The organism is gamma proteobacterium symbiont of Scutellera amethystina, from assembly GCF_059730845.1.
The window spans coordinates 90,830-102,871 of record NZ_AP035936.1; the positions used below are offsets into that span (position 1 = coordinate 90,830).

A 12,042-nucleotide genomic window follows, 5' to 3' on the forward strand; every position below is an offset into this window, starting at 1 on the left:
GAGCGAACGTGACAGCAAGTTACCTGCTTAAACGCCTGCTGCTGATGATTTACACGCTGCTGGTGGTGTCGCTGCTGGTGTTTGGCATCACTCAGCTGCTGCCCGCCGATGCCGCGGTCACGCTACTGGGACAAAACGCCACGCCGGAAGCGCTGGCGGCGGTGCGGGCGCGGCTTGGGCTGGATGCGCCCGCCTGGCTGCAATACTGGCACTGGCTGACGCAGGCGCTGCAGGGCAACTTTGGCGTGTCGATGCGTAATGGCCTGGCGGTCGGGCCAACGCTGCTGACGGCGCTGTCGCGCTCGCTGCTGCTGGCGCTGTGCGCCCTGTTGCTGATGCTGGTGATCGCCATTCCGCTCGGCATCTGGGCGGCCGTGCGGCGCGGTAAGACCGCCGATGTGCTGGTCAGCGTGATCTCATATATGGGCATCTCGTTTCCGGAATTCGTCACCGCCACGCTGGTGCTGCTGCTGTTTGCCGATGTCTGGCAGATTCTGCCCGCCACCGGCTACGTGCCGCTCAGCGAAAATTTTATCAGCGGTATTCAGCACCTGATTCTGCCGTCGATCACCGTTGCGCTGATTCTGGTGGCACACGTTTCGCGCATGGTGCGCTCAGAAATGGTTGACGTGCTGCACACCGACTACGTTCGCGCCGCGTGGCTGAAAGGCCTGTCGCGCCGGCGCATCCTGTGGCGCCATGCACTGCGCAATGGCCTGCTGCCCACCATCACCATTGTGGCGCTCGACGTCGGCTATCTGCTGGGCGGGATTGTGGTGGTGGAGGAGATTTTTGCCATTCCCGGTATTGGCCGGGAGCTGATCGTCGCGGTACAGGCGCGCGATTTGCCCACCATTCAGGCCGGCGTGATGATCCTCGCGGCAACCTATGCCGTGGTGAATTTCCTCGCGGATTTGGCCTACGTGATGCTCGATAAGCGGATTTCCTATGCCTGAAATACTGAAACGATTACTGCGCTCGCCGCAGGGTGCGGCGGGTGTGCTGATATTGCTGCTGGCGCTGCTGATGGTGGCGGGCGGCGCGCACGTGGCACCGTTTGATCCGGAAGCGATCTCAATTCTGACGCGTTACCGCCCGCCCAGCGAAGAGCACTGGTTCGGCACCGATCAGCTGGGGCGCGACATTTTCAGCCGGGTGCTGGTCGGCGCGCGATCCACCATTTTGCTGTCGCTGCTGGCGACCGCGCTGGCGATGGTTATTGGCTCGGTGCTGGGCACCGCCAGCGCCTATCTGGGCGGCAAAGTGGATGAATTCCTGATGCGCACCATGGATGCGGTGATGGCGATTCCCAGCCTGCTGTTTGCGCTGCTGATTGTCAGCACCCTGGGGCAGAGCAGCATGAACGCCGTGCTGGCTATCACTATCGCCTTCGTGCCGGGCATGGTGCGCATTGCGCGCAGCGTGGCGCTGGCGGCGCGTCAGCAGGACTACATCAGCGCCGCCATCGCGCGCGGCGAAGCGGGTTACTACATCATTCTGCGCGAAATGCTGCCGAACATTCTCGCGCCGATCATCGTAGAAGCCACCATTCGCGTGGCATTCGCCATCATGCTGTTTGCCACGCTGAGCTTTCTCGGCCTCGGCGCGCAACCGCCCGAGCCGGAGTGGGGGCTGATGGTGTCCGAGGCGCGCAGCTATTTCTTTAAAGCACCGTGGATGATGATGATCCCCGGTCTGGCTATCGCGCTGGTGGCGATTGGCTTCAACCTGCTGGGCGATGGCCTGCGTGATGTGTTAAATCCAGGGAGCCACAAATGAAGAGTCCGCACAACCCGGTGCTGTCGGTGGACAATTACAGCCTCGATTATGCGTTAGCGCGCGGCCATTCGCTGCCAGTACTGCGCGATATCACCCTGCAGGTGATGCCGGGCGAAGTGCTGGGGCTGGTAGGGGAATCCGGCTCCGGCAAGACCACCCTCGGCTGGGCGATCATGCGCTGGCTGGCCAGTAACGCACGCGAGCAGGCGGGTGATATCCGGCTGAACGGCGAGAGCCTGCTGCAGCTGCCAGCGAACCAACTGATGGCGCTGCGCGGTAAAAAGCTTGGCATGATTTTTCAGGATCCCAGCGCGTCGCTGAACCCGACGCTGACGCTGGGTGAACAGGTCACCGAAGTGCTGCGCCGTCATCGTGGGCTGTCAGCGCGCGAAGCGCAGCAGCTGGGGGAATCGCTGCTGCGCGATGTCGAGCTGAAGCACCCGGCACGCATGATGCAGCGCTATCCGCATCAGGTTTCCGGCGGTGAGAAGCAGCGCATCCTGATCGCTACCGCCTTCGCCTGCCAGCCGGACTGCCTGATTTTTGATGAGCCGACCACGGCGCTGGACGTCATCAGCTCGGCGCAAATCCTCGATCTCTACGAGCGACTGCGCGCCGAGACCGGCGTTGCGTCGCTGTATATCTCACACGATCTGGCGCTGGTGGCGAAAGTGGCCGACCGCGTATGCGTGCTGGAGCAGGGCCGTATCGTCGAGCAGGCCGCTACGCGCACGCTATTCAGCGCACCCGCGCATGCGTATACGCGCAAACTGATTGCCGCGGTGCCGGATCCGCAGCATCGGCTGGTCGCGGATGCGGCCGGCAGTCAGCCGCTGCTCAGCCTGCAGGCGCTGACGATTAATTATGGCCAGCACGGCGTGCTCGATCGGCTGCTGAAACGGGAGGCGAACACGACGCGGGCCGCCAATGCGGTTTCGCTGACGGTGCATCAGGGCGAAATTCTCGGCGTGGTCGGCGAGTCCGGTTCGGGTAAATCTTCACTCGGCAAGGCGATAACCGGCCTGGTGCCGTTCAGTGGCAGCATCGACTTCTGCGGCGCGACGTTATATGGCCGCGCGCAGATGGACCCGGCGTATCGCCGCCGCGTGCAGATGATTTTTCAGCATCCGGATGCGTCACTCAATCCGCGCATGACCGTCGGCGAAATTATCGCGCGTCCGCTGCGGCTGCATGGACTGCCACCGGGAGAAAGCGAGACGCAGGCGGTGGCGCGTCTGCTGCAGGAAGTGCGGCTGCCTGCGGAATTTGCCAGCCGCTATCCGCACGCGCTCTCGGGTGGGCAAAAACAGCGCGTAGCGATTGCGCGCGCCTTCGCTAACCCGCCGGACCTGGTGATTTGCGATGAAATCACGGCGGCGCTGGATGTGTCGGTGCAGGCCACCATCATCGAGCTGCTGCTGGAGCTGCGCCGTCGCTACGGCACGGCGTATCTGTTCATCACCCACGATCTCAATCTCATCCGCCAGATCGCGCATCGCGTGGCGGTGATGTATCGCGGCGATGTGGTGGAAGTGCTGCCCGGCGAGAATATGCGGGCGCAGGCACAGCATCCTTACACCCGTGCACTGCTTGATGCCGTGCACATCCCTGATCTGACCCAATCCGTGGCATAACGAGAAGCGCATGAACCCTGAAGAGTTAATTCATCACATCGATCGTGAATACTGCCTCGCTTTCCTGGCAAAAATGGTGCAGCACAAAAGTTACAGTGCCACCGAGGGCGAACGCGAATTAGCCCGCTATATGGCGGAACAGATGGCGCAGCTGGGGCTGGAGACGGAACTGCAGCCGGTGGCCGGCGATCGGCTGAACGCCATTGGGCGGCTGGCCGGCAGCGGAGGCGGCCACAGCCTGCTGTTCAACGGTCATCTTGATACTAACCCGGTCACCGAAGGCTGGACCGTCGATCCCTGGGCGGGAAAAATCGACGAGCAGTTTATTTACGGCATCGGCGTTTCTAACATGAAAGCGGGCGATGCCGCCTATTTCTGCGCGCTGAAGACGTTGATTGATGCCGGCGTGAAGCTCAGGGGCGACGTGATCCTCACATACGTGGTCGGCGAGTTACAGGGCGGCATCGGTACGCTGGCGGCGATTGAGCAGGGCGTACGCGCCGACTATTTCATCAATGCCGAACCCACGGATTTACAGGCACTGACCATGCATGCCGGCTCGCTGATGTTCACCATTGAACTGACCGGCGATACGCGCCATCTGTCAAAGCGTGAGGAGGCGGTCGACGCGATTGCGGCGGCGGTCGAACTGATTCCGCAGATCAATAACATCACTTTCAGCGGAGCGAAAAGTGCAGAACACCGCAAAATTAACCGTGGCCATATTGGCACCGTACACGGTGCGCTGGGGCGTGATTTGCAGGAGTGGCGGCCGCCGCAGGTCGCGGATTTTGTCCGCCTGAAAGGCTCCGCTCGCTTTGCGCCGGGGCAAACGGTGGACGGCGTGCTGGCCGATCTGCAGGCCCTGCTGGATGCACTGTGCCAGCGCTATCCGGGCCTGCAGGCGCAGCTGTTCGATGACGGCCTGCGCGATAAACCCACCATGCTGCCGTTTGAGGTGTCGCCGGAATCGCCAATCGTTAAAGCGGTCAATCGCGGCTGGCAGACCGTGCGCGGCACGCCGCAGCCCACCGGGGTGATCACGCCGCCCGCCTTCTACGGTACCGATGCGGCGCATCTGTATCAGCATGCGGGCATGGAGGGCATCGTGTGCGGACCCGGCGGCAAGTACAACACCATGCCGGACGAGCGCGTCGAGATCAGTGAATTTCTTGATATGGTGCGCATCTATTTGCTGGCGATCCTCGACATCTGCCAGCCGGTTGAACCGGCGTCATGATCGCCGACGCGCTGTCACGGCTGCGCAGCGCCATGCGCGCCGCCGACATCGAGGTGATGCTGATCGATCATGGCGAACTGCTGGCATGGTTAACCGGTTATACCGTGTCGGAAACGCGTTATCGTGCCTGTCTGGTGCCGTTGCAGGACGAACCGTGGATGGTGCTGCGCCAGCTGGATGCCGCGCCGTGCCGCGCGCAGTCACCGCAGCTGGCGATTGACGCGTACCGTGATGAAGACGATCCGTGGCTGGCGGTGGCGCAAAGCCTGACGCGGCGCGGCTATCAGCGGGCGCGGCTGGGCGCGGATTATGCATCCTACGGCATGACGGTACACAGCTGGCAACAGCTGGCGCGCCATCTGCCTGGGGTGCGCTGGTGTGATGTAAGCGATCTCAGCGACCGGCTGCGCAGCGTCAAATTTCAGGCTGAAATCGCCAGCTTACGCCAGGCCGCCGGCATTGCCGATGCCACGCTGGCCCAGCTGAGTGCGCAGGTGCAGGGCGGCTGGCGCGTGCGTGATGTCGCCGCGCTGGCGGCGGCACAATTTCTGCGGCTCGGTGCTGACAGCGGTGAAACCGGACCGATTGTTATCGCCAGCGGCGACAGCGGATTTTTGCATGCCAGCGGCCATGAGCAGCATCTGCAACCGGGCGATGTACTGCACGTTGAGCTGATCCCTAAAGTGCGGCACTACAGCGCGCGCCTGATGCGTCCGCTGATTGTCGGTGAAATCTCTGCGGCGCGCGCGGCGCTGGCACAACAGCTGATCGCCATTCAGGATCGCCAGCTGCGGGCGATGAAGCCGGGCGTTGCGGCCTGTACGGTGGATGCCGTCGCGCGTGAGGCGGTGCTCAGCGCCGGGCTGCGTGAGGATTACAGCAACATCACCGGTTATGCGCTGGGTCTGTATACGCGCACCCCGCGTCCGAGCGATTTCAGCTGCTGTTTTCATCCTCAGGCGCCGTGGTTACTGGAGGAAAACATGGTGTTTCACATGTATATTTCAGCGCAGGGCCTCGCCTTCAGTGAAACCGTGCGCGTCACGGCACAGGGCGCAGAGCGACTCACCACGCTGCCGCGCCAGCCCTTTACGCTGCCGGCTAACAATTAACAGGATGATGTACAGTGCAGGACGTTGAATTAATCGATTTGGCTGCCACCTTGCCGGGCCTGATGTTTGATCTGAAATACGCCACAGCCGATAACATCGCCGGGTATGCTATTTATCGCGACGCGCAGGCGCTGCTGCATCCGGATGCCGCCGCCGCGCTGCGCCGCAGCAGTGACATCGCCCGGCTGGCGGGGTTCCGCCTGCTGGTGCTGGACGCGTATCGTCCGCAGCAGGCGCAGTGGCACTTGTGGGATGCCTGTCCCGACGCGGATTATGTGGTGCCACCGGCGCGGGGCTCGAATCACAGCCGTGGCGTGGCGATCGATGTGACGCTGGTGGATGAGTCGGGCAACATTCTGGAGATGGGGACCGGGTTTGACGACATGTCTGCTGAGTCGCACCCGTACCATCCCAACGTGCCGCAGCAGGCGCAGCGCCATCGCCTGTTGCTGAACGCCATCATGCTCGGCGGCGGTTTTGTCGGGATGCCCACCGAATGGTGGCACTTTGAACTGCCGGATGCGCAAAACTATCCGCTGCTCAGCGATCGCTTTGCCTGCGTCAGCCGGACCGATCGCGCTCCTGTGAGTGATATTGCACGTTAATAATCGCGTAGCTGAAGCGGGGGGTTCTCCGCCTTCCCGCCTTGACACGCCCTCCGTTCCGACCCCAGAATGCAGCTTGTTCCAAGGGGTGCCCTGTTAGAGGGCTGAGATTCTACCCGCGCGGCTGTCACGGCCGGCAACGTAGTGACCCTCTGAACCTGATCCGGCTAATACCGGCGTAGGGATGTGGAACCGGGGTCACTGCACGCCCTCATTCCCTCTTTGCGCCTTTCTGCGAATCCTGCGCATCACTCAGCCCCTGGCTGGCCGTTATGCCGCAATCCAAAGAGGGCACTTTCATGACCGAAGCGTCAATCATTGCCGCGCTGCTGGCGTTTATGCAGCGCGAAGAAACCACGGAAGCGGATTTCAACCAGCTGGCACTGCAGCTGTTCGCGTGGCAATTCGAACACAATCTTCCTTACGCCCGCTTCGCCCGCCAGCGCGGCCGCACGCCGCTGACGGTAAAACAGTGGCGGCAGATTCCGGCGGTGCCGATTACGGCGTTTAAAGATCTGACGCTGAGCTGCCGTCCAGTGGCGGAGATTCCCCACATCTTTATGACCAGCGGCACCACGGGTACTGGCCGGGGGCGCAGCTATCACCCGACGCTGGCAGTTTACGATCGCTCAATGCTGATCAATTTCCGCCAGCGCTTTATGGCCGGTTATCCGCGCCTGCCGATGGCGATCCTGTTTCCGCACAGCAGCGAGCTGCCCAACTCTTCGCTGGCCCATTATCTGACGCTGGCGATGCAAGAATGTGGCACGCCAGACAGCGAAGTGATGGTGGATGCGCAGGGGCTGAAACTGCCGCGTCTGATCGCCGCGCTGGAGCAGGCGCAGGCCAGCGGCCAACCCTATGCCCTGCTGGGTGCCAGCTACAGTTTTGTCCACCTGCTGGACGAACTGGCGCGTCAGCAGCGGCGTTTCAGACTGCCACCGGGCAGCCGCATCCTCGACACCGGGGGTTTTAAGGGCCAGTCGCGTGAAGTTGCGGCGGAGGCGTTTTATAGCGCGCTGCAGCAGACGCTCGGCGTGCCGCGTTCGCACTGCATCAATATGTACGGCATGACTGAACTCAGCACCCAGTTTTACGATGCCGGCAATGAAATCTGCCCGCCGGTGAAATCCGGACCGCACTGGATCCGCACGCGCGTGGTCAATCCGCTGACCGGTGCGGACGTGCCGGAAGGTGAGACAGGCGTACTGGTGCATCACGATCTCGCCCATTTCAATTCTGTTTCCGCCATTCTGACCGAAGATGCCGGCGTGATGGTGCCCGGCGGGTTTCAGTTGCTGGGCCGCGTCGCGGGCGCCGATGCCAAAGGCTGCTCGCTGGCAATGGAATCGTTTCTCGCTGCTGCGCAGGCACGGGCATGAAAGTGTATGCCGGACATCTGCCGGGCATCCGCCACAGCGAGGTAACGTGGCACAGCCTGCACTTTGGCCAGCAGGGCAGCGCGCTGGAAGTGTGCGTGCCGGTGCTGTCCGAGGCGCAGATTGCCACGCTGGCGGCCAGCGTTCGCGATAACGCGCGCCGCTACCTGCACACCCTGAGCGTAGCGCGCATTACCGCGTTGATTGATGAAGCCATCGCGCGCCTGCTTGACCGTTCGCACCCGTTGCGCCAGCAGGCGGAGCGGTTGCTGCCGCTGGTTACCGGCTATGACGCCGGGATGCTGCGGCTCGGTTTAACCGGCTATCTCAAAACCTTCCGTGAACCGCAGCTGCGGCGTTTTCTGGCGGAGGATTTCGGCAACGTGCAGATGCTGGACGATTTTCAGCCGCGGCCAAAAGGCGGCTTTGCCCGCGCGTTTGGTCCGCAGCTGTTGCTGCAGGTCTGGGCCGGCAATGTGCCGGGTTTGTCGCTGTGGAGCCTGATTGCCGGCCTCTTGGTGAAGGCGGGAAGCGTGGGCAAAGTGGCGAGCGCAGAGCCGCTGATGGCGGGCTGGTTCGCCCAGCTGCTGGCGGAGATCGATCCGCAGCTGGGCGACTGTCTGGCCGTTGTATGGTGGCAGGGCGGTGATGAAAGCACTGAGCAGCAGTGGTTCCGCGAGGCAGACGTGGTGATGGCTTATGGCGGAGAAGCCGCGCTGACGGCGATGCAGCGGCGTCTGCCGCCAGCCACGCGCTTTCTGCCGCACGGCCACAAAATCAGTTTTGGCATGGTGGCGCGGTCGGCGCTGGACGTGCGGCGCGGTACGGCGCTGGCGCGTCAGGTGGCTTACGATGTGATGCGCTATGACCAGGCCGGCTGTTACTCGCCGCAGGCGCTGTTTATTGAGCGCGGTGGCCGGGTGTCGCCACAGGAGTTTGCTGCTTACCTCGCCCATGAACTTGCCGCGCTGGCACAGCGCTATCCGCGCGCGACGCTGACGCTGGGTGAAAGTCAGGCTGTGGCCGCGTGGCGTAACGCGGAGGAAATATCTGCGCTGAGCGGTGACCGCACGCTGTACGGCGATGAGCACGATGCCTGGGCGGTGGTGTACGTCGACAAGCCGGAGCCGTTACAACCGGGCGCGCTCGGACGTACGCTGAAGGTGATTGCCGTGGATATGCTGGAGGAGGCGGTAAGCTGGGTAGCCGCGCAGCGCGCGTATCTGCAAAGCGTTGGCCTCGCGGCCGCGCCCGAGGTGCTGTTTCGGCTGGCGGCGCAGCTCGGTGCGGCGGGCGTCACGCGCATCACGGCGCTGGGTAACATGACTTCACCGGAGGCGGGCTGGCATCACGATGGCCGTTTTAGCCTGCTGGATCTGGTCACCCTGTGCGAAATCGAACAGGCGGCGGAAACCGCCGCTGAACACTATGCGCCCTATCTTGACTGAGCGGGCGTGGAGAAACGCAATGAAATTCAGCAATCACACCGTGCTGGTGACCGGCGCCAGCCGCGGTATTGGCGCCGCCATTGCCCAGGCCTTTGCCGCCGAAGGCGCGTTTGTCGTGGTCAACTATTTACGTAATCACGACGCCGCTTCGCAGGTAGTCGCGGCCTGTGAAGCACAGGGCGGGGGGGCACTGGCGATTGCCGCCGATGTGACCTGTGCCGCACAGGTAGCCGATATGATGCAGCAGATCGAGGCCGCTACCGGGCGACTGGATGTGGTGGTGAACAATGCCTTCGCACCTTATCGCTTCGATCCGGACCAGCGCCAGCGCTTCTGGGAAACGTCCTGGTCTGCTTACCAGACGCAGTTTGATGGCGCAGTGAACGCCTGCTACAACGTGTGTCAGGCGGCCTTGCCGCTGATGCGCCGCCGCGCGCGCGGCAGTATCATCAATCTGGTAAGTGATTTGATCGCCCGGCCGGCGGTGGCTTATCACGACTATATCACCGCAAAAGCCGCGCTGACGGGCTTTAGCCGGACGCTGGCGGCCGAACTGGGGGGGCTGGGCATTCGGGTGAACTGCGTGGCGCCGGGACTGGTGTATCCCACCGACGCCAGTCAACATACGCCAGAAGCGGTACGCCATGCGCTGACGGCGCAAACGCCGCTCGGACGACTGGCGCGCGCCGCGGATATCGCCGGGCCAGTGCTGTTTCTGGCATCAGCGTGGAGCGAATTTGTCACCGGCCAGACGCTGTATGTCGATGGCGGGTTGGTGATGCAGGATCATTAAGCCAGGTCGCCAGTCACCGCACTGGCGACCTGCCACCGCCCTCCCGGTAACTCTATCCGTTATTCCGCCATGCCCACCGTCATGCAGCTATCTGCGCACTGCAGGCAAATTTCCGCACAGGTCTGACAGTGTGGATGCTGGTGCTTCTGGCACTCCCAACCAGCCAGCTGACAGGCCATCGACGTGATGGTACAGAGCTGCTCGCTCAGTTCACTCTGGGCAGCCAGCAGTTGGGCGGTTACGCGACACAGCGCCGCGCACTGCTGATTGAGCGTAATGCAGGGACTCATCTCACTGGCATCAGCATCCATCAGACAGGCGGCAGCACAGTGGTCGCAGGCGGTCGCGCAGCGATAGCACAGCGCAATACAGTCATTGAGGTCAGCGTTCATGCGTTTCCCTTAGCGTCAGGTTAATAGCGACGCAATAGTGAGCGTGAATGGAGAATTTAGCTAAAAGCGGGGTGATATCAAGCGGATAGCGGGTAATTAATCCATGTAAGGTGCATTGCGTATGCAATAATTCCTTAAATATTGTGGAGTTAGCCAATTGTAAGCTTGTGTATATATATCAGCCCGGGTAATTAACGCAGATTAAATAAAAGTGTACAACTCTGCGTGGCTTGTACAAATATAGGGTGCCTGAAGCTGATAGTTAAATAATCAATGATTTAATTTTAGGATAAATAAACTGAAAAGCGGTCGCCTGATAAGCGAAGCGGTAAATAACGCAGGATCGCTGAAGATTTGATCGATTAATTGTTTTCGGATGGGAAAATTACTCTCCTGACAAGATTAGACGTGCGTTTAAGCGAAGCGTAAACGCGATGTCAGGAGAGCACAGTGCAAAAAGTTATCGAGGTTAAATCAATACAAAGATGGGGAGTGGTTATTTACGACGACTGATCTTTCCTCCCTTCCTGCCGGCTTCAATGGCGCGCTGTGGGTCATTTTTGAAGTTACCACCACTGACCTGACCGCCTTTGCGGCCTGCTTCAGCCGCGCGCTCCTTATCGGCGGCGAAGTTGCCTGAACCCCCACGACGTTGCGTCACTTTTTCTTCCTCTTCAGGTTTCTTCTTTGGATCCTTCATTTTTTCCTCTCTGTTCATACCCGCATGAAGCAAAAATAAATGTAGCGATGTTTTTACCATAATCAAGCCAGGAATAATCTTAACTTTTAATTTACAGCACGTTGGTTGTTTAACGATGAGTCAATTCGGCTGATTTATTCCGGCAAATCATCTGGGGGGGGAATTGTTAACATTTTACTTTCATAAAGGGAAGCGTTCTTTTAGCGACGCTAGTGTGAATTGATGACGTTGTGACAATTAACCGCTGTCGCATTTCTTAAAAACCTTTCTTGCACAGCCCGGCTTGCTTGCTACGTTTAATTAAGTTGTTCGCCTGGACTTAATTAGCGCTTCGCTTATTTTTCAGATAACCAGCCTGAAAGCGATGAGGTCAAAGCGTGCTGCCCGATCAGGGATCCGTCTCTGACGCCGTTGAGGTAGATCGCCCGTGTCATTCACTTTGGAGCAAACCATGACGAAGGAATCTGTATATCTGGACTGGCTGCGCGATGCGCATGCTATGGAGAAACATGCGGAGAGCCTGCTTAAGGCGGCTGCATCACGTCTGACGGATCATCCCGCGTTGCAGGCGCGTATTGAGCAGTATCTTGAGCAGAGCCGTGACCAGCAGCAGCAGGTGAAAACGCTGCTGCGCCAGTATGACAGCAGCTGGTCGGTGCTGAAGGAGTCGTTAGGCCGGATGTCGGTGGTCGGTCAGGCCGCCAGCGACATGCTGCAGGATGAAGAGGGCATCCGTGTGGCCGTCAGCAGCTACGTGTTCTGTAACTATAAAATCGCCACCTACTCGACGTTGCTGGTGGCCGCAGAGCAGGCGGAAGAGGGGGAGGATGTCAGGATCGTGCGGCGCATCCTGCAGCAGGAAAGCCAGATGGCCAGCTGGCTGCTGCAACTGCTGCCACAGGCGGCAGAAGAAGCCATTGTGCTGCGCACTGAACCTGAGCTTTCCGGCACGGATTAAGT

Annotated in this window: 12 protein-coding genes and 1 riboswitch; of the genes, 10 read left to right on the forward strand and 2 right to left on the reverse strand. The window is 60.7% G+C overall.

Annotation, left to right across the window (positions count from 1 at the left end):
* The first annotated feature begins 8 nt into the window (after nt 1–8).
* The 9 genes from AC6I79_RS20525 (at nt 9) to AC6I79_RS20565 (ending at nt 9,990) form a co-directional block, all read left to right on the forward strand.
* Nucleotides 9–956: an ABC transporter permease gene (locus tag AC6I79_RS20525; RefSeq protein WP_021508731.1), complete on the forward strand. Its 948-nt coding sequence runs from the start codon at nt 9–11 to the stop codon at nt 954–956.
* Nucleotides 949–1,779, forward strand: coding sequence for an ABC transporter permease (locus tag AC6I79_RS20530; protein ID WP_150360163.1), 831 nt, complete (start codon nt 949–951; stop codon nt 1,777–1,779). The genes AC6I79_RS20525 and AC6I79_RS20530 overlap by 8 nt, the downstream gene beginning before the upstream one ends.
* Nucleotides 1,776–3,413, forward strand: a complete 1,638-nt coding sequence (locus tag AC6I79_RS20535; RefSeq protein ID WP_498027830.1) for a dipeptide ABC transporter ATP-binding protein — start codon at nt 1,776–1,778, stop codon at nt 3,411–3,413. Before AC6I79_RS20530 ends, AC6I79_RS20535 begins: the two co-directional genes overlap by 4 nt.
* 10 nt (nt 3,414–3,423) lie before the next feature.
* Nucleotides 3,424–4,653 carry a M20 family metallopeptidase gene (locus tag AC6I79_RS20540; RefSeq protein ID WP_150360165.1) on the forward strand — a complete coding sequence of 410 codons (1,230 nt, stop codon included), beginning with the start codon at nt 3,424–3,426 and terminating at the stop codon, nt 4,651–4,653.
* Entirely contained in the window at nt 4,650–5,765 is a 1,116-nt protein-coding gene (locus tag AC6I79_RS20545) for a M24 family metallopeptidase (RefSeq protein ID WP_125310245.1), read from the forward strand. The genes AC6I79_RS20540 and AC6I79_RS20545 overlap by 4 nt, the downstream gene beginning before the upstream one ends.
* A gap of 14 nt (nt 5,766–5,779) precedes the next feature.
* Nucleotides 5,780–6,370 (forward strand): D-alanyl-D-alanine dipeptidase, encoded by a 591-nt coding sequence (gene ddpX / locus AC6I79_RS20550; protein WP_498027831.1) that lies wholly within the window; start codon nt 5,780–5,782, stop codon nt 6,368–6,370.
* Nucleotides 6,371–6,444: 74 nt separating this feature from the next.
* Nucleotides 6,445–6,574: riboswitch (TPP riboswitch) on the forward strand.
* 95 nt (nt 6,575–6,669) lie between these two features.
* Nucleotides 6,670–7,752, forward strand: a complete 1,083-nt coding sequence (locus AC6I79_RS20555) for a LuxE/PaaK family acyltransferase (protein ID WP_211725360.1) — start codon at nt 6,670–6,672, stop codon at nt 7,750–7,752.
* The gene (locus AC6I79_RS20560) at nt 7,749–9,197 is read left to right on the forward strand and encodes an acyl-CoA reductase (protein WP_498027832.1); all 1,449 of its coding nucleotides are present in this window, start codon (nt 7,749–7,751) and stop codon (nt 9,195–9,197) included. The genes AC6I79_RS20555 and AC6I79_RS20560 overlap by 4 nt, the downstream gene beginning before the upstream one ends.
* Nucleotides 9,198–9,216: 19 nt before the next feature.
* Nucleotides 9,217–9,990, forward strand: a complete 774-nt coding sequence (locus AC6I79_RS20565; protein ID WP_498027833.1) for an SDR family oxidoreductase — start codon at nt 9,217–9,219, stop codon at nt 9,988–9,990.
* A 59-nt stretch (nt 9,991–10,049) separates the two neighbouring features.
* Here AC6I79_RS20565 and AC6I79_RS20570 read toward each other — a convergent pair whose 3' ends face one another.
* Complete coding sequence (locus AC6I79_RS20570; RefSeq protein WP_104187739.1) at nt 10,050–10,382, reverse strand: four-helix bundle copper-binding protein; 333 nt, start codon at nt 10,380–10,382, stop codon at nt 10,050–10,052.
* A gap of 496 nt (nt 10,383–10,878) precedes the next feature.
* Nucleotides 10,879–11,043, reverse strand: a complete 165-nt coding sequence (locus AC6I79_RS20575) for a con-10 family general stress protein (protein ID WP_010615780.1) — start codon at nt 11,041–11,043, stop codon at nt 10,879–10,881.
* Between the two features lie 490 nt (nt 11,044–11,533).
* Here AC6I79_RS20575 and AC6I79_RS20580 point away from each other — a divergent pair, with 490 nt between their 5' ends.
* Nucleotides 11,534–12,040: a DUF892 family protein gene (locus AC6I79_RS20580; protein ID WP_058781369.1), complete on the forward strand. Its 507-nt coding sequence runs from the start codon at nt 11,534–11,536 to the stop codon at nt 12,038–12,040.
* Nucleotides 12,041–12,042 lie beyond the last annotated feature (2 nt).

Bases quoted from the DNA above. Each gene is read 5' to 3' on its own strand.
- AC6I79_RS20570 (WP_104187739.1), bottom strand. From the start codon at position 10,382: ATGAACGCTGACCTCAATGACTGTATTGCGCTGTGCTATCGCTGCGCG.
- AC6I79_RS20555 (WP_211725360.1), top strand. From the start codon at position 6,670: ATGACCGAAGCGTCAATCATTGCCGCGCTGCTGGCGTTTATGCAGCGC.
- AC6I79_RS20530 (WP_150360163.1), top strand. From the start codon at position 949: ATGCCTGAAATACTGAAACGATTACTGCGCTCGCCGCAGGGTGCGGCG.
- AC6I79_RS20545 (WP_125310245.1), top strand. From the start codon at position 4,650: ATGATCGCCGACGCGCTGTCACGGCTGCGCAGCGCCATGCGCGCCGCC.
- AC6I79_RS20540 (WP_150360165.1), top strand. From the start codon at position 3,424: ATGAACCCTGAAGAGTTAATTCATCACATCGATCGTGAATACTGCCTC.
- AC6I79_RS20565 (WP_498027833.1), top strand. From the start codon at position 9,217: ATGAAATTCAGCAATCACACCGTGCTGGTGACCGGCGCCAGCCGCGGT.
- AC6I79_RS20560 (WP_498027832.1), top strand. From the start codon at position 7,749: ATGAAAGTGTATGCCGGACATCTGCCGGGCATCCGCCACAGCGAGGTA.
- AC6I79_RS20535 (WP_498027830.1), top strand. From the start codon at position 1,776: ATGAAGAGTCCGCACAACCCGGTGCTGTCGGTGGACAATTACAGCCTC.
- AC6I79_RS20580 (WP_058781369.1), top strand. From the start codon at position 11,534: ATGACGAAGGAATCTGTATATCTGGACTGGCTGCGCGATGCGCATGCT.